Origin of the sequence: Thiocapsa bogorovii (assembly GCF_021228795.1) — a bacterium.
In the GTDB taxonomy this organism is placed as follows: Bacteria; Pseudomonadota; Gammaproteobacteria; order Chromatiales; family Chromatiaceae; genus Thiocapsa; species Thiocapsa bogorovii.
The window spans coordinates 5,153,620-5,170,332 of the sequence record NZ_CP089309.1 but is presented as its reverse complement, the minus strand read 5'-3'; the positions used below and the strand labels follow the sequence as shown (position 1 = coordinate 5,170,332).

The 16,713-nt window shown below is 61.7% G+C and carries 13 protein-coding genes, 1 tRNA gene and 1 pseudogene; 7 read left to right on the top strand and 8 right to left on the bottom strand.

Annotated features, from left to right (window positions below; translation table 11 throughout):
- Positions 1-15: 15 nt before the first annotated feature.
- The 3 genes from LT988_RS23045 to LT988_RS23035 form a co-directional block, all read right to left on the bottom strand.
- Positions 16-3,402, bottom strand: a complete 3,387-nt coding sequence (locus LT988_RS23045; RefSeq protein ID WP_232407851.1) for an autotransporter family protein — start codon at positions 3,400-3,402, stop codon at positions 16-18.
- Between the two features lie 514 nt (positions 3,403-3,916).
- Positions 3,917-4,165, bottom strand: coding sequence for a hypothetical protein (locus LT988_RS23040; protein WP_232407850.1), 249 nt, complete (start codon positions 4,163-4,165; stop codon positions 3,917-3,919).
- 258 nt (positions 4,166-4,423) lie between these two features.
- Positions 4,424-5,893: a transglycosylase SLT domain-containing protein gene (locus tag LT988_RS23035; protein ID WP_232407849.1), complete on the bottom strand. Its 1,470-nt coding sequence runs from the start codon at positions 5,891-5,893 to the stop codon at positions 4,424-4,426.
- A 212-nt stretch (positions 5,894-6,105) separates the two neighbouring features.
- Here LT988_RS23035 and LT988_RS23030 point away from each other — a divergent pair, with 212 nt between their 5' ends.
- The 6 genes and pseudogenes from LT988_RS23030 (at position 6,106) to LT988_RS23005 (ending at position 10,921) form a co-directional block, all read left to right on the top strand.
- Entirely contained in the window at positions 6,106-6,336 is a 231-nt protein-coding gene (locus LT988_RS23030; RefSeq protein ID WP_232407848.1) for a hypothetical protein, read from the top strand.
- A 122-nt stretch (positions 6,337-6,458) separates the two neighbouring features.
- Positions 6,459-6,668 carry a hypothetical protein gene (locus LT988_RS23025; RefSeq protein WP_232407847.1) on the top strand — a complete coding sequence of 70 codons (210 nt, stop codon included), beginning with the start codon at positions 6,459-6,461 and terminating at the stop codon, positions 6,666-6,668.
- 281 nt (positions 6,669-6,949) lie between these two features.
- Positions 6,950-8,365: a class II fumarate hydratase gene (gene fumC / locus LT988_RS23020; RefSeq protein ID WP_232407846.1), complete on the top strand. Its 1,416-nt coding sequence runs from the start codon at positions 6,950-6,952 to the stop codon at positions 8,363-8,365.
- 87 nt (positions 8,366-8,452) lie between these two features.
- A complete protein-coding gene (locus LT988_RS23015) occupies positions 8,453-10,090 on the top strand; it encodes an NAD-dependent malic enzyme (protein ID WP_232407845.1) in 1,638 nt (545 codons plus the stop codon).
- Positions 10,091-10,296: 206 nt separating this feature from the next.
- Positions 10,297-10,428 (top strand): annotated as a pseudogene (locus LT988_RS25665) (hypothetical protein); the annotation flags it as partial.
- A 67-nt stretch (positions 10,429-10,495) separates the two neighbouring features.
- On the top strand, positions 10,496-10,921 hold the full coding sequence (locus LT988_RS23005) for a hypothetical protein (RefSeq protein WP_232407843.1): 426 nt from the start codon (positions 10,496-10,498) through the stop codon (positions 10,919-10,921).
- A gap of 140 nt (positions 10,922-11,061) precedes the next feature.
- Here the strand turns inward: LT988_RS23005 and LT988_RS23000 are convergent.
- The 3 genes from LT988_RS23000 to uvrC all read right to left on the bottom strand — a co-directional run bounded on the left by LT988_RS23000 (position 11,062) and on the right by uvrC (position 13,725).
- Positions 11,062-11,136, bottom strand: a tRNA-Gly gene (locus tag LT988_RS23000).
- 126 nt (positions 11,137-11,262) lie between these two features.
- The gene (gene pgsA / locus LT988_RS22995) at positions 11,263-11,838 is read right to left on the bottom strand and encodes a CDP-diacylglycerol--glycerol-3-phosphate 3-phosphatidyltransferase (protein WP_232407842.1); all 576 of its coding nucleotides are present in this window, start codon (positions 11,836-11,838) and stop codon (positions 11,263-11,265) included.
- Positions 11,839-11,841: 3 nt separating this feature from the next.
- A complete protein-coding gene (uvrC, locus tag LT988_RS22990; RefSeq protein WP_232407841.1) occupies positions 11,842-13,725 on the bottom strand; it encodes an excinuclease ABC subunit UvrC in 1,884 nt (627 codons plus the stop codon).
- A gap of 389 nt (positions 13,726-14,114) precedes the next feature.
- Between uvrC and LT988_RS22985 the strand changes: the two genes are divergently transcribed.
- Complete coding sequence (locus LT988_RS22985) at positions 14,115-15,296, top strand: NnrS family protein (RefSeq protein ID WP_232407840.1); 1,182 nt, start codon at positions 14,115-14,117, stop codon at positions 15,294-15,296.
- A gap of 23 nt (positions 15,297-15,319) precedes the next feature.
- Here the strand turns inward: LT988_RS22985 and LT988_RS22980 are convergent, their stop codons facing one another.
- Both LT988_RS22980 and LT988_RS22975 read right to left on the bottom strand, forming a co-directional pair.
- The gene (locus tag LT988_RS22980; protein WP_232407839.1) at positions 15,320-15,697 is read right to left on the bottom strand and encodes a nitrous oxide-stimulated promoter family protein; all 378 of its coding nucleotides are present in this window, start codon (positions 15,695-15,697) and stop codon (positions 15,320-15,322) included.
- 79 nt (positions 15,698-15,776) lie between these two features.
- Positions 15,777-16,316: an HPP family protein gene (locus tag LT988_RS22975; RefSeq protein ID WP_232407838.1), complete on the bottom strand. Its 540-nt coding sequence runs from the start codon at positions 16,314-16,316 to the stop codon at positions 15,777-15,779.
- Between the last annotated feature and the right edge of the window lie 397 nt (positions 16,317-16,713).

The window sequence follows — 16,713 nt, the reverse complement described above, 5'->3', positions numbered from 1 at the left end:
CCGCAACAACGCCGGCTACTCAAACTCCCATCGCACCCCAACGTCGATCAGGTTGTCGGTCCAATCCGACTTATCCAGCAACGCATCGTAATTGATGAAGGCCGAAAGCCCATACCGAAAGACGGCTGAAATACCGAGACCCACACGGAAGTAGTCCCGATCCGGGCTATCGGTATCGATCCCGAACGCCGATGCGATGGGATCGGCGGCAAAACTCGCCACCAACATATCCGCATCCTGATCGTACTCATGCTCCCATTCTACCCGCGCCTGGGGAACCAACACGGCATAACTGGTGTTGAAAACCCTTGAGAGGCGTGCCCCAAGCGTCGTCGTGACCGAGGTTGAGCTGAAATCGTTTAGATTCAGATTCAGTCCGCCCGCACCCTTCTCCGTAAATCCGTCTACATCGACTTGGAGATAACCGGCTCGTCCGTAAAACCCATATGATATCGGGCCTTCGTCAAAGTCGTAACCTGTACCGATACTGACACCGAACTGGGTACCATCGTAGTCTGCTTGAGCCTGGCGACTAATGGCACCGGTGGTCGATGCGACCTGGTAACGAATGTTCCGAGTCGAGTCGTAACTCTGCCAACCATATTCGACAATCGCATCGACGTAGCCCCGATCGGACCAGTGATAAGTGCCATAGCCGGCGATGTGCCAGGTCTCCGTGTCCAACCCGCCGCCGTCCGAATCGAAGGTCGTATCTGCCTTGGCATAACCGAGAGCACCACCCGCAATCAACTGGTCAGTAAACCGATAGTCGGCTCCAGCGGTAACCCCAGCGGTGCTGAAATCGAATCCCGACTCGTTCTGCGTCGTGTCCTTGTCACCGAAGTTGAACGAGCCGTTCAGGAAAAAGCCCCAGCGGCCGAAGGAGTTGTCGGCGCTTGCCGCGCCGCCAGACATCTGAGTAATCGTCGCGTCGGCGACCTGCCCCGCCGACAGAGCTTGCCCATCCACGCTGAAGCTCAAACCGCTCAGGCTCACGCCCGTGGCACCGCCGCGCAGTGCAGCAAGACGCGATCCGATATTGGCGAATTGCTGCGTACCCGTCTCCACACCGACACTGGTCGACGCGCTTGCCTTCTCCGTGGTGATCTCTGTCAGCGTATTCGGAATACCGCTGCTGGAGGAGTTCTCGAGCATCTCCGAACATTGCTGAAATAGGTCTTCCTGCTCGGCGGTGCGTGACGACATCTTGCCGAGTTGCGGACACACGGTCTCGATGGCACTGGCAACGTTACGCTGATTGGGCGTGAGATCGGTACGGCTAGACAACGAATCGGATGCCGCCACCTGGACAGTCACCGGCGCCTCAACGCTGTTGCCGCTCGAATCCGTGATCACAATGAGGTCGCTGATCACGACCGCCGCGGAGCTCGCGGGAATTGCAACGGCATAGGTGGCGGAGCCCGGGGCGTCTAGGCGTGCGGGCTCGACTGTTCCGCTACCGCCGCTTGCGACGCTGAGGTAATACGGTGGTGTACCGCCCGAAACAGCGAACGGCTCCGATGCTTCACCTTCAACACCTACCAGCGACAAGGCCGACAATTCCAACGGAGACGGTGTCACCGCGATCGGGGGCAACACCTCAATGGTGACAGGAACAGTGACAGGCGCTACATCAGGATCGCTGTCACTGACCGTTACCCTGTCTGTGATCGTCCCGCTTGATCCTGGCGGGATGCGGTACGTATAGAGGACGGCGTTCCCTTTCCTCTCGACCGTTCCCTTCTCCGCCGAAAGAGCAAAGCTGCCAGACCCCCCGGTGACCTGCAACTCGTCACTGCTAACTTCCGTGCCGGCAGCGCCCGTTAACTTTAGGGCGTTCGGGTTGACGGATAGATCTGGAGTAGGAGGAATTTCGGTGACCGTAATACTAACGCGTGACGTGTATGTTGCGCCATTTGCATCGATTACCGTGACCCTGTCGGAGCGTGTGCCGGCGGTTGCGTCCTCCGGGATGCGGTAGCTGTAGGTGACCGAGGAACCGGTCGTCGGGTCTACGCTGCCGCCGTTGTTCGCTTGCCAGCGATAGTCTGCGGTACCTCCACTGACCGCAAGATCGCCGCTCACCGTCGCTCCAGGACTGCCCGACAGCGTGAGCGGATCGGGTTCGATGGTGGGGCCTTCTGTTACATTGATGGTCACGGTCGCCTCGTCAGTGGCGCCATTTGCATCGATTACCGTGACCCTGTCGGAGCGTGTGCCGGCGGTTGCGTCCTCCGGGATGCGGTAGCTGTAGGTGACCGAGGAACCGGTCGTCGGGTCTACGCTGCCGCCGTTGTTCGCTTGCCAGCGATAGTCTGCGGTACCTCCACTGACCGCAAGATCGCCGCTCACCGTCGCTCCAGGACTGCCCGACAGCGTGAGCGGATCGGGTTCGATGGTGGGGCCTGGCAATACATTGATGGTCACAGTCGCCTCGTCAGTGGCGCCATTTGCATCGGTTACCGTGACCGTGTCGGAACGTGTGCCGGCGGTTGCGTCCTCCGGGATGCGGTAGCTGTAGGTGACCGAGGAACCGGCCGTCGGGTCTACGCTGCCGCCGTTGTTCGCTTGCCAGCGATAGTCTGCGGTACCTCCACTGACCGCAAGATCGCCGCTCACCGTCGCTCCAGGACTGCCCGACAGCATGAGCGGATCCGGCGCGATGCTGGGGCCCGCTAGCACGTTGATCGTCACCGCAATCTGGGCCGAGTTGCCGCCACAGCTGGTGGGTTGACCATTGACTTTGACGATATCCTCAAGCGCGCCCTCGGGCGCGCCTGAGGGTATACGATAACTGTAGGTCAATTGCGAGCCTGAAATCGTGACCGCCCCCCCAAGCGGCGTGGGGCTCTCAGGCGAGATCGGTGCCTTGCCGCCGCTGAACGCGGTGCTGAAGGTGACCGTCGCGCCTGGCGATCCCGAAAGCACCTGGGTGTTGCCAGGGATGGTCAGCGGATTGAGATAAGTGACGGTAACAGTATCCTGATCTTCACTAACACCAGGACCCTGCAGTGGGGCATCGGCGTCGATGACGATGGGTTCGCCAGAGTCGTCTACCCCGCCGTATATCTTGCACGTTGCCTTGACTTTGATTGTGCTCGGAAGTTGACTGCAATGCTGAAGCTCTCCAGCATCTGTGTATGAGAAATTCGAAGTATTCCTATCAGCGACTGTTTCTCCGCTTGACGGATTCCAGAGGTTCCCATTATCGGTAGACCAGTTCCAGAACTGCTCATATGTATAATCGCTGATTGGAAAATCACCTTCGCATGACTGACGGCTGTCAAGGGTTGCCGTGGCAGTGGCGGAGACCGAGTTTGGCGGGTCAGCCTTTTGTAACGTCAAATTATCCGGGGTGACGGTTAAAGTCACCGCACCAGCAGACGCCGCCGCGAAGCTCAAGACCGCGGCTAGCAAAGTCGCCGCTCGTTTAGGCACCCGCCGCGACCGACCGGAGACAACATGACTATGGCATTTCCGCATCATTCGTTCTTCCCCCTGTCTTCAGAAGACGTTTCATACATCGGCTGCCAGCAGTTAAACACTGACGGTCGCATGGGCAGCGGCGTCCCGGTCGAATGACTCGGGTCAGGTACTTGCCATCGTCATCAAATTTCGCACTTATCCTAACTTTAATCCGGCATCGAGCCCCTGTTTACTAAGCGCGTGTGCCAATTTCCATATCGTCTTCACGCGTTGATATCATACACACGAACGTAAATGCAACAAAATCGTCGCACTTTTAGCAAAAGCACTAGCTACAACGGAAGCGCCTTCGTGTAAGTATATGTATTTAAAAAAATTACTAAACAATTTAACATCATTAATGTAATTTTGTGTGGCGGAAACGCACCTCGTTGGCTCTCGAACTCGAGCGTGCTGTCTCCTTTAGCACGAACAATCGAACACGAAACACTCATTTTGTAATTTTATAATTTGCTGAAATTTCCCGCTTACCTCGTATGACCAGCCCCATGACGGCAGCGATGAGGGGATTGCGGGTGCGCTGGCCGGGATCACCACAGTCGATGTTGAGAACCCACCGCGGCCAGATCACAGGCGAGCGCTCGGCGGCGGCCTCCGGAGTGCTGTTCATCCGGTTGGTCCGGCGCCGCCATTCGATCGGCTTCCCGCCGGGCGGGACGTCGACTTCGCGGGCGATCACTCAGGTGGCTTCTAGCATGCCGCCCAGCGCGTCGGCGAGCGTGACATGCCGCGCGTGCAGCTCTTGGCGCTTGGCGCACTGCGCGTAAGACGCGCCCGAGCCCCGCGGGCCCGGTGAAGCACACCTCAACCAAGACCGAACCACCGACACGGTCGGCCGGATCATGCCGACCTCGGGCGTTTGTCATGACGGAAGCGGCCGCTGAGCTTCTGCGAGCGCGTAACTCGACGGGCTGCTGCGCTGCCCCCTTTTCACCTGTCAGTGCGCGACGTTTTTGCTGGCGAGACCCAGATCTTCAGTGCGGATGCGCGGCCCCGGCGCTGCTCCGAGGCCCAACAGCGGGTTGTCGAAATCGAAGCCGAACAACCGAGGGTTTTCGCCGATGACTGCAGCGGAGAAGATATAGAAGACGTAGTTATAGGTCTCGTCCGGAATCTTATGGTCCCGCAGCAACTTCCAGAAGTTGCGCTCGCGTGGATTCTTCGGCATCTTCCGAAGGCGCTTGATGATGTTCCCTTCACCCCAGTTGTAAGAAGCCATGACGAGCAGCCCGGATGCCTGGGCGTCGGTTCTGTAGATGTATTTCAGGTAGCGCGCGGCCGCATTGGTCGCTTTGGCGACGTTGTGCCGGTCGTCGTCCGGATCGTATTGGCCGGTGTTCTGCAACGGCCCCGGCGTAAGACCATAACGTTTCGCGGTATCAGGAATGAATTGCCACATGCCTTTGGCACGTCCGTAGCGGGTGGGCGGACCGACGGCATCGTGACGAAAGCTGGACTCCTGCAGCGCGAGATACATGAATTGCGGCGGGAGATCCTGAGCGACGAGTTCACGGTAGATCGTCGGCGCGTAACCGTTTTCATGCAGACGGCGGATGGCACGCTCCAGACGCGGAGTGGCTTGCCATTTGCGGACATACTTCTTGACTTCCGCGACAAAATCGTCGGGTAGGTCCAGTTCGGTCTCGCCAAACACGCGGGCTATGTGCAGGATGATCTCGTCTTCCGAGCTCAGTTGGACGATCCGGCTCGCCTGCACCTCCTCGACAAAGTCATCATAGCGCTCCCGCATACCGGCCAATAATCGCTTCGACTCGGCGATCTGAGCCTTAACAGAGGCCGATGCATCGCGCTGGATATCCGCCTCCAGGTCGGCGATGTGCAGCTCAAGTTCCTTCATTTCATAGAAGGTCTCTTTGGCAAGCTGCTTGGTTTTCTCCAACTGGCTGTACTGGAACAGGACCACCCCGCCCATGATCGACAGCAACACTGCCAGACCGGCTAGCAGCGAGATGTAGATACGCCGATGCCGGCGCTTCACATCCTTGTAAGCCTGCCTGATCATCATGGTGTGCTCGCCGGCGACGCCCGTCGCGTTCCGGTCGAAGTAACGCCGGGAGACATCTTGGATGGAGTCGGGCTGCCCTTCGACGGGGGGAGGCGTGGGCGGGGTTAGCTGGATCACCGGCCCATCGATGCCGAGCTGCACCCTGGTCGTGCCGGCCACCGGCAGCTTGTCGATGCTTTGCCCGGCCACCCAGGTGCCGTTGCTGCTCTGAAGATCCCGGACCCACCAGCGCCCCCCTTCCGGATAAAGCGCCAGGTGGTGACGGCTGACCAGGGAGTGCTGAATCTTGATCGCGCAGTCCGCTCCACGTCCGATCAGCACCGCGGTATCGACGCTTCGCACGTGCTTTCTACCCGATGCGTCTATCAACTCGACGCTCAAGAAAGGGACCACGGGTTCACGATTGCCAGTATTGGAATCGATGGTTCTAGTCTCCGTACGTGGAAAGCCGACGTATCTCACCTTCGTCTAGCCATATCACAATGTCCCGACTTTAGCCATTTCAGGCAGTGGCGGCGACCTGCTCAAGCAAGCAATCGAGGCGCTTGGGTGAAATTAGTAACCTGTCCCGCATGAGCGTGGAGTTGACGTCAATGTCCTCTGACCAAAGCGTCCGATGGACGCTGGTTAAACAATCGGAGCAGGTCGCGTCGGCCTTGATGTACCGGGCCGTGGGGCTTGGACCAGCGCCCGCGCCACTGATACACCATGAAAGCGACGTCGAGTTCACGCGCAAGCGTAAAGGCCAACAGATCACCCGCCTCGCCGTGGTTGCAGTGCTTCAAGATCACGCTGCTGATTTTGTGTCCCGTTCGAATCCGTGACGGTCGGCACGGCTATGGAGGCGATCGTACCAGCTCCAACAATCGCAGAAGCGCGGCACTTCTCCAGCATCGTTCGCGTAACATCTCAAGCATCGACCATCGTACAAAGTCCGGGGATCGCCATGATTCATCGCCACCTCAACCATCAAGGCTTCACCCTCGCCGCCATCGACGACTTGATCTCACGCGGTCGCTGGCGGGATTGGGCTGAGCTGCGTCAGGCGGTCCTAGCCGACCGCGCCCTTCTGGACAAGGTGGAGCGGGTGTGTCGTCCTGAGACTGGAAGGTCGCCGTGGCAGGACGGCTGGTTGAACGCTCAGAGATCGAGCTGACAAACCTCGGCGATAACTCCACCGCTGGTGAAGCGCCACCATGCACCCTCGATACGTCCCAAATGAGACATGGATGGCAGACGACGCTCCCGGTATAAGGCGTTGCAAAGCCGGCGTCTGCTGAACCAAGCCCGACTCCGCAGTGCGAGATCGGCGCGACTCAAAAAAAACCGGCATGCGCGCGACTGATCAGGATAGGCACTACCTTCGTCTTTTGCAGTGGGCGCAACGGATTGCGGTTACTGCGCGCGTCCTTCAGCGTACATTTCTAGGAGCGCCATATGACCGAGTTCCGCACCGAAACCGACAGCCTTGGGGAGGTCCAGGTCCCCGCAGACAAGCTCTGGGGCGCTCAGACCCAGCGGTCGCTAGAGCATTTCAGCATCGGCGACGACCTGATCCCGCGGGAGATGATCGGCGCGTATGCGACGCTGAAGAAGGCTGCGGCGGCGATCAATCACGCCGGCGGGCGATTGGGCGAGCAGCAGCATTCGCTGATCGTGCAGGTCTGCGACGAGATCCTGGCCGGTCAGCACCAAGACCAATTCCCTCTGCATGTCTGGATGACCGGCAGCGGCACCCAGTTCAACATGAACGTAAACGAGGTGATCTCCAACCGCTGCTGCCAGCTCGCCGGCAGCCCGCTCGGGGCCAAGAACCCGGTGCACCCGAACGACCACGTCAACATGTCGCAATCGTCGAACGATTCCTTTCCCTCGGCGATGTGTATTGCCGCAGCAGTGACGACGACCGCAAAGCTCCTGCCCTCCGTGCGCGCGCTGCGTGACGCGCTCGACGTCAAGGCCAAGGCATGGAGCGGACTCGTCAAGATCGGCCGCACCCACATGCAGGACGCCACGCCGCTGACGCTGGGCCAAGAGGTTTCCGGCTACGTCGGCATGTTGGACGAAGCCGCCGAATGGATCGAGCAGGCGCTGCCAGGCGTCTACCGCCTCGCCCTCGGCGGCACCGCAGTGGGCACCGGCCTCAACGCGGCACCCGACTTCGAGAGCGAGGCCGCCGCAGAGATCGCGAAGCTGACCGGCCTGCCATTCGTCACCGCGCCGAACAAGTTCACGGTGCAGGGCGCCCATGACGCTCTTGTGCATCTGCACGGCAGCTTCAAGACGCTGGCCGTATCGCTGTTCAAGATCGCCAACGACATCCGGCTGCTGTCCTGCGGACCGCGTTGCGGACTCGGGGAGCTCAATATTCCCGCAAACGAGCCAGGCTCCTCCATCATGCCGGGCAAGGTCAACCCGACGCAGTGCGAGGCGCTGGCGATGCTGGCTGCCCAGGTCATGGGCAACGATGTGGCGGTCGGTATCGGCGGAGCCAGCGGCTATCTCGAGATGAACGTCTATAAGCCGCTGATCATCTTCAACGTCGCCAAATCCGCGCGGCTGATCGCCGACGGCTGTCACAACTTCCGCGTCTTCCTGGTCGAGGGCACCGAGCCCAACGAGAAGCGGATCGCAGACTTTGTCGAGCGGTCGCTGATGCTGGTGACCGCCCTGAGCCCAGTGATCGGCTACGACAAGGCATCGCAGGTCGCCCACTATGCCCTGGACCACGACATGACCCTGCGCGAGGCCGCATTGAAGCTCGGCTTCGTCGCTGCAGACGAATTCGACCGGGTGGTGGACCCGGCGAAGATGACGCATCCCTACATCGCCCAAGCCCCCCGACGGGGTTAGCGGCATCGGTTAAGCGTGCCGCCGATTTTGATGTCCATTGTCGCCCCTCAGCCCCGTTCCATCCTGTCAATCCGAGGCCTAAACACGATGACCATGACGACCATTTCCAAGCGCGGCTCAGAGCTGCTTCAAGATCCGTCCCTGAACAAATCCACCGCTTTCACCGAGGCCGAAAGGCAGGCCCTGGACCTCGTGGGTCTGGTACCCGATGTAACCGAGACCGAGGATCTGCAACTGCGCCGGGTGATGCTGCAGCTCAGCCATAAGACCACCGACCTCGATCGCTACATCTTCCTGGTCAATCTGCTCGACCACGATGAAACCCTTTTTTACCGGACCATCATGTCCGACCCGGCCCGCTTCCTGCCGATCGTCTACGATCCTACGATCGGCGAGGTGTGTCTCAAGTTCGGTCACATTTACCGCCAACCCAGGGGAATGTATGTCTCGATCGAGCGGCGCGGGCAGGTCCGGGACATCCTTGGAAACTGGCCCCGGAAGGACATCCGCTTCATCTGCGTGACCGACGGTGGACGCATCCTCGGTCTCGGTGACCTCGGTGCCAATGGCATGGGAATCCCGATCGGTAAGCTGCAGCTCTACACCGCCGCAGCCGGGGTGCCCCCTCAGCACCTACTCCCGATGTATCTCGACGCGGGCACCAACAACGAGCAATACCGGAATGACCCGCTCTATCTCGGGCTGCGCAAGACGCGTCCGTCGTCGGACGAGCTTTTTTCGTTCGTCGACGAGCTGGTTGAGGCGGTGCAGGACGTGTTTCCGCGTTGCTGCATCCATTTCGAGGACTGGACGGGGGTGGATGCGGTGCATTTGCTCGAGCGCTACCGCGACCATTACTGCGTCTACAACGACGATGTTCAGGGCACAGCCGGTATCACCCTGGCCGGGATGATCAATGCCGTGAAGCTCAAGGGCACCCAACTCAAGGACGAGAGCTACCTCTTCCTCGGCGCCGGATCGGCGGGCATCGGCCTTGCCAACCTTCTGTGCTCGGCGCTGGTCTCCCAAGGCATGTCGCTCACGGAAGCGCAGGCCAAGGTGCACATGTTCGACGTCAATGGCCTGCTGGAGCCGAGCCGCACGGACCTCGTGGACTTCCAGCTACCCTACGCGCATCCGAACGAGCCCTGCACGGACTTCGCCGCCGCGATCAAGCACCTGAAGCCGACGACGCTCATCGGGGTCAGCACGGTTGGCGGCGCCTTCACCCAAGAGGTTGTCGAGGCGATGTCGCAGGTGAACGAGCGCCCGGTGATCCTCGCCCTGTCGAACCCGACCGATCACGCGGAATGCACCGCAGAGCAGGCCTACACCTGGTCCAAGGGCAAGGTGATCTATGCAGCGGGCGTCCAGTTCGATCCGGTCCATTGTGAGGGGCAGGTCTTCCTGCCGGGACAAGCCAACAATTTTTACATCTTCCCGGCGGTGGGCATGGCGATTTTCGCGACCCAGGCCAGTCGCGTCACCGACGAAATGTTCATCGAGGCAGCGGCGGCGGTCGCGGATCAGGTGCCGCCCGAGATGCTAAAGCAGGGGCTCCTTTATCCGCCCCAGTCGAACATCTTGGAGACCGAAATCCAAACCGCCGCTCGGGTCGCACGACTCGTTTTCGACCTGGGCCTCGCGCGCGTCGATCGTCCGACTGATATGGTCGATTTCATTCGAGGCCATGTCTATCGGCCCGAATACCCAAAGCTCGTCTGAGCCGCCGCGACATTGCGCGGAGCAGCGTAGCGAGAAAAGCGCCGCTGCGCGCGTGCGTGCCGGCTGAACTGTTTTGGCGCAGAGCGATAGCCACGGGGCTTCCGGCATCAGTTCCGCCGTCCGAGCTGCGGACGCATGATGGATAGGATTATCGGCGCGGTTTTCTCGCCGAGCCCTGCGAGCTGCTCTTGACCACTCCGGAATCAATGGAGGTGATGCTCATGTCGCCGCGTGTGGATGCGGCTGCGCTCTTCGCAGATCTGCGCTTCCTCGTTGTCGACGAGATTCACGCGCTGGCGGGCACAGACCGTGGGGCAGATCTGATAAGCGTCGTCGAGCGTTTGGCTCGCCTCGCTCGACATGACCTGCAACGCATTGGAATTTGCGCCACCGTCGCAAATGAGGATGCTTGGTCGCAGCTATCGGGCGTTGCGGACTTCCGCGGGATCACCAGCGAGGAATTTCTCCGGCTGGTGGACCTACGCAGACGACACCATCAACTCCACCCCGCGGCATGCCATCGCAGCAATCGAACCGGACTGGAAGATCAACGCGGACAATGTTCCGGTGCGCGTTCGCGGCGAGGGTGTCGACGGCCGACGTTTCAGCGACGCATTGGGGCAACGCGGCAGTGTCGGGTTCCGGGAAGATACCGAGCGTTGGCAGGACATCAGTCGGAACCTTCCGGGCTATCGCCTGAGCAAGTTCCAGCCCCTGATGCCGTCTTGGGTGGAGCACGAGACTCTTGATCGCTATCTGCTCGACCTGGAGGGAACGCGGAATTGGCTCGCCCGATCCGTCGCGTCCCGAGACAACAGGGTCACGAAATAGGCGCTGACGGGCAGGATTCGAATTCGAGATCGTGGTCGCCGAAGGCCGTGACCCCGATCTCGTCGCCAAAAATTATGGGCACCGTTTGGGCAGACAGACAAAAGCCGGCGCGAAGCCGGCTTCTAAAGTCTTGAATCATTTGGAGCGGGAAACGAGATTCGAACTCGCGACCCCAACCTTGGCAAGGTTGTGCTCTACCACTGAGCTATTCCCGCTTTGGAGCCGCGTATTCTAGTGCCTTTCTTGATGCTGTCAACCCCCGGATGTGGCTCCTCCCGCGGTGCGAAGGGACGCTGGAGACACTGGGGCGCTGATCGCTCCGAACCCGATCCCAACGGGCTTCAATCGCGCCCATCGACATCGACCTGACCGGACAGGCTCGGCCACGCCGCGCGCAGATAGAGCACCATCGACCAGAGTGTCAGGACTGCCGCGACGTAGAGTAGGACGACGCCCAACTCATAGACCCAGGGTCCGAAGACGGTCTCGCGCAGGATCAGAAGCACGATCGAGATCATTTGTGCCGTGGTCTTGATCTTGCCTGTCATCGAGACGGCGACCTTGGCGCGCGCGCCGATCTCGGCCATCCACTCGCGGAGCGCGGAGACCGTGATCTCGCGTCCGATGATCACGATCGCCGGGAGCGCCAGAAGGACGCGCGGGTCGTATTGGACCAGCAGGACGAGCGCGACCGCGACCATCAACTTGTCGGCGACCGGGTCGAGGAAGGCGCCGAGCGGCGAGGTCTGCTCCCAGAGACGTGCGAGATAGCCGTCCAGCCAGTCCGTCAAGGCAGCGGCGCCGAAGATCGCGGCGGCGACATAGGGCGCCCAATGTGCCTCGATATAGAACACGACGACGAACACCGGGATCAGGACAATCCGGAGCATCGTCAGAAGGTTGGGGATATTCCACATACGTCAGGGCCCCGCGGCCTCCTCGTGAAAGGCGTCGTAGATCTGTTGTGCCAATTGTCGGCCGATGCCGTCCACGCAGGCAATGTCCTCGACCCCTGCACGGGCCAGACCGCGGATGCCGCCGAACTGCTTCAGAAGACGCTGGCGACGACGCGGCCCGATCCCGGCGAGCCCTTCCAGCGTCGAGGTCGTGCGTGCCTTGGCACGGCGCTGCCGATGACCGGTGATGGCGAATCGATGGGCCTCGTCGCGGATCTGCTCAACCAGATGCATGGCGGGGGAATCGCTCGGCAGTATAAGCGGCGACTCCACGTCCAACAACCAAAGTAGCTCGGTTCCGGGGCGACGATCAGGCCCCTTCGAAATGCCCACGACCTGTACGCCGGCGATACCGAGCTCTTGGAGCGCATCGCCGACCGAGCGGATCTGGCCGCGTCCGCCGTCGATGAAGAGGATATCCGGGATCGGGTACTCGCCCTGCTTGACCCGGGTATAGCGCCGTGTTAGGGCCTGGTGGAGCGCCGCGTAGTCGTCGCCGGGGGTGATGCCCTCAATATTGAAGCGTCGGTAATCGGACTTGCGCGGCCCTTCGCCGTCGAAGACCACACACGAGGCGACGGTGCGCTCGCCTTGGGTGTGACTGATGTCGAAGCACTCCATGCGCTGGGGCCGCTCGGGTAGATCCAGCGCATCGCGCAGTGCCTCGATGCGGCGCCCGTAACCGGCCTGGCTGCCGAGCCTCGACTTGAGCGCGACCTCGGCATTGCCGCGAGCCATCTCGAGCCAGCGGGCACGCTCGGCACGCACTCGCCATTTGATGTGCACGCGCCGCTCGGCGCGTTGCGAGAGCGCCGTCTCCAAGAGCACGCGCTCCTCCGGCTCGACGCTGACCACCAGCTCGGGGGGGATCTGCTTGTCGGCATAGAATTGGGCCAGGAATCCGGCCAGGAGGGTCGCATCGTCGGTGTCGTCGGGTGTCTTCGGAAAGAAGGCCTTGTTGCCGAGGTTGCGCCCGGACCGGATAAAGAAGACCTGTACGCAGCTCGTCCCGCCCGCTTGGGCGCAGGCGATGATGTCGAGGTCGCCACCCTCCCCGCTCACGTATTGGCGCTGCTGGATGCGGCTCAGGGTCGCGATCTGGTCACGCAGGACGGCGGCGCGCTCGAACTCGAGCGCGGCGGCGGCCTGCTCCATGCCGCGTCCGAGATCGGCGATCGCCTCCTCGGCGCGCCCGTCGAGGAACTGGATGGTGTGGGCAACGTCCTCGGCGTATTCCTCGCGGCTAACCAGTCCGACACAAGGGCCGCTGCAGCGTTTGATCTGATATTGCAGACAGGGTCGGGAGCGGTTGTTGAAGAAGCTGTCTTCGCACTGGCGCACCGGGAACAGCTTCTGCAGCAGCTGAAGGGTCTCGCGCACGGCCCAGGCGCTCGGATAGGGGCCAAAGAGGCGGCCTTTGGATTTGCGCGGCCCTCGATAGAAGGCGAGTCTCGGAAAGTCGTCTTGCGTGCTGAGGTAGATGAAGGGATAGCTCTTGTCGTCGCGCAGCAGGACGTTGAAACGCGGGCGCAAGGACTTGATGAGGTTGCTCTCGAGCAGCAACGCCTCGCCCTCGGTGCGGGTCACCGTGACCTCGATGTCGGCGATCTGGCTCACCATCACCTGAAGACGACGTGTCAGTGCCCGACTGAAATAGCTCGAGACCCGGCGCTTGAGGTTCTTGGCCTTGCCGACATAGAGCACGGTGCCATCGGCATCGAGCATCCTGTAGACGCCGGGGCTTTGGGGGATGCGTTCGAGGAGGGCTCGCGCCGGGGCGTCGAGCCCGAGCCGACCGTCCTCTGCATCCGGAGCGGCAGTCGATTCGTTCGCGGTGGTGTCGTTCATGGCCGGATTAGAGCGCAAATGACCGATGCCGATCCAGACCAAACGCCGAGGGGTTACCGCGCGACGTCGTCCCGAACCGATCACGCGCAGACCTCGCTCAGGGGACCGCCCCTGCCCTCATCCATCAGCTCTTGACACCCGCTCTGCGGTGACACGCATGCCTGGTGGCGCTTTGCGCCACAGCCGCGATGGCCGGAGTCACGACAAGACCTCCTCGCCTCACCCCCGGGCCGGCGCATCATCTTGACCCACGTCAAGGACGCACCGACAGGCCATCGCTACGGTGCCTTGTTGCGACAGCACACCATGACCCCGCGACGCCCGGACGCCGGTTCAACCCACGCACTCGCTCCAGCTTGCGCCGACCACCGACAAGGACAACCACCCCGATGCGCGTCGATTCGCTTACAAAGACCAAGAGACCGATCAGCGTGCTTGCGCTCGGCTTCCGGCCCTTCTTCCTGGCCGCCGGGATCGCCGCCCTTCTGTCTGTTCTGGTCTGGCTCGCGATGTTGACGGGGCGGTTTCCTCAGCCCGGCTATCTCGCAGGGCCGGCCTGGCACGCTCACGAGATGCTGTTCGGTTATCTGGCGGCAGTCATTGCCGGTTTTCTGCTGACCGCCGTGCGCAACTGGAGCGGCATGGACACACCGACCGGCCCGGCACTCGCGGGGTTGGTGGCGCTCTGGCTGGCCGGGCGCCTGATGCCCTGGCTCGGGCTGCCGCCCTTGGTGGTCGCGCTGACGGATGTTGCCTTCTTCCCGGTGCTGGCTTTCGCACTGCGACGGCCGCTGTGGTTCGGCCCCAACCCGGTGAACCGCGTCTTTCTGCTGCTGTTCGCCGGCATGACACTCGCGAGCGCGCTGGTCCATCTGGATGTGCTCGGCTTCCTTCCGGGCGGAGCGGCGCGAGGTCATCGTCTGATGCTCGACGTGGTTATCCTGACGATGCTGCTGGTCTCGGGCCGGGTGATGCCCTTCTTCATCGAACGCGGGATCACCGGCGCCAAACCGCACAGCTTTCCGTTCGTCGAGCGGCTGACCTTCCTCCTTGCCGCGGCACTCCTGTGCGCGGACCTCATCCAACCCTACGGACCTCAGGCGGGCGCCTTCGCGATCGCGTTGGGCCTGGTGCTTCTGGTGCGGATCGCCGGCTGGTACGACCGACGGATCTGGACAACCCCCATGTTGACGGTGCTTTATGTGGGTCTACTCTGGCTTGCGGTCGGCCTGATCCTGGACGGACTCCCCGCCTTCACCACCCTGCCCGCTCGCGGCGCATTGCACACCCTGACCATCGGGGCGATCGGCGTGGTGACGCTCGGGATGATGGCTCGCGTGGCCGTCGGCCACACGGGACGTGTGATGCAGGCCGCTCGCCTGACTGTCGTTGCCTTCATACTCATCAACCTCGCCGCCGGCCTGCGCGGTCTCGCACCGCTCATCTACCCGGCCGGTTACCACGTTTGGCTGATGAGCGCGGGGCTCTGCTGGATCCTCGCTTTCGGACTCTTTCTATGGGTTCATGCACCCATGTTGTTCGCGCCCCGACCGGACGGGCGACCCGGCTGAGGCGGCTTCGGGACACTCGTGCATCACTCGGACGATCTGTCCGATCGGGCCTCGTCGATCCGTGCACGCGTCTTCGTCAACGTCGGCGCGGGACGGAACTTGTCGAGGATGTGCCCGAGACTCAGGATCGGATGAGGCCATAGCATGCGCGGGCCCGAATAGCGCATCACATCGCGGACCCGCTCGCGCATCAGGGCGCTGTAGCAGTGCACCTCGCAGAGATTGCAGGCCGGCTTTTCTTCCTGGAAAGGGCAGGTGTCGAGACGGCGATGCGCGTAATCGAGCATCGCGACGCACTCGGCGCATCGTCCCTCGTGGCCCGGGTGATGATCCCGGCAGTAGATCGCCATCATGGCGGCGATGGTCCTCTTCTCGCGCGTAATGCGACGGCCGAACAGCATTGGCTATCCTCGGATTCGGATTAGAAGCGGGTCTTGCAATCAATCCCGAAATCCCTCGCAAGACGCGACCCGGATCCTCTCATATCCAGTTCTCCGGATAACGACGTGTTGCCGGGATGTTGTTCACGAGGAGGGCTACCGCCAAGAGGAGCAGCGGTCCGAGTGTTGCCGGAATCAGCACGTAGTCATAGCCCATCGCATGAATCTCGTCGGAGCCGATCACGGCAATCAACGCGGTTGCGCCGCCCGGCGGGTGTAGGGTCTTGCTCAGATGCATCAGCGCGATGGCCGTCGCCACGGCCACCGATTGGGCCAGCCAGGGGTCTGCAGAAAGCAACTTCCAGCTGGTCACGCCGACCAGCGCCGAGATGACGTGACCGCCGACCAGATTGCGAGGCTGGGCCAATGGACTGCGCGGCGCCCCGTAGAGCAGGACCGCGGATGCACCGAGCGAGCCGATGGTGAGCGTGAGGTCGATCTCCGAGAAGAACGCCTGATGGACCCAACCGACCAGACCGATCCCGAGAAAGGCGCCGATCCAGGACCAGAAGACCTCCTGATCGCTCACCCGCGGCGGACTTCCGCGGGTGGTCCCGCGCATCTTTCGGACGTAGGCCATCAGGCTCAAAGCATGCCTCCGGTTGGCTTGCGTACCGGGTATGTCGATGTGACTGCGGTGCGGATCGCGAGCGCGTACGACCTGGTCCACAACCGCGGGAACCCGATGACCCGGATTTGAATCTCGAGGCGCGACGAGGACCTTGACCCATATCAAGCCTGACCATCGAAGCCACGATCGGGTCGCCTCGCGCCCATGAGAGGTTTCAACCCAACTGTTGACTCGTGGTCCTGGAACCGCCAATTCCCAAGCGACGAGGGCGCATCGAGGCAACGTATCGTGGATTATCTTCACTTGACACTGGGGCGACCATCCGCCTCTGATTTCGCTTGCGCATCGACGGACTTACGGCGACCTCGGAGGTGCGCGATCCGCACCGTGGCCGTGCGGATGACGC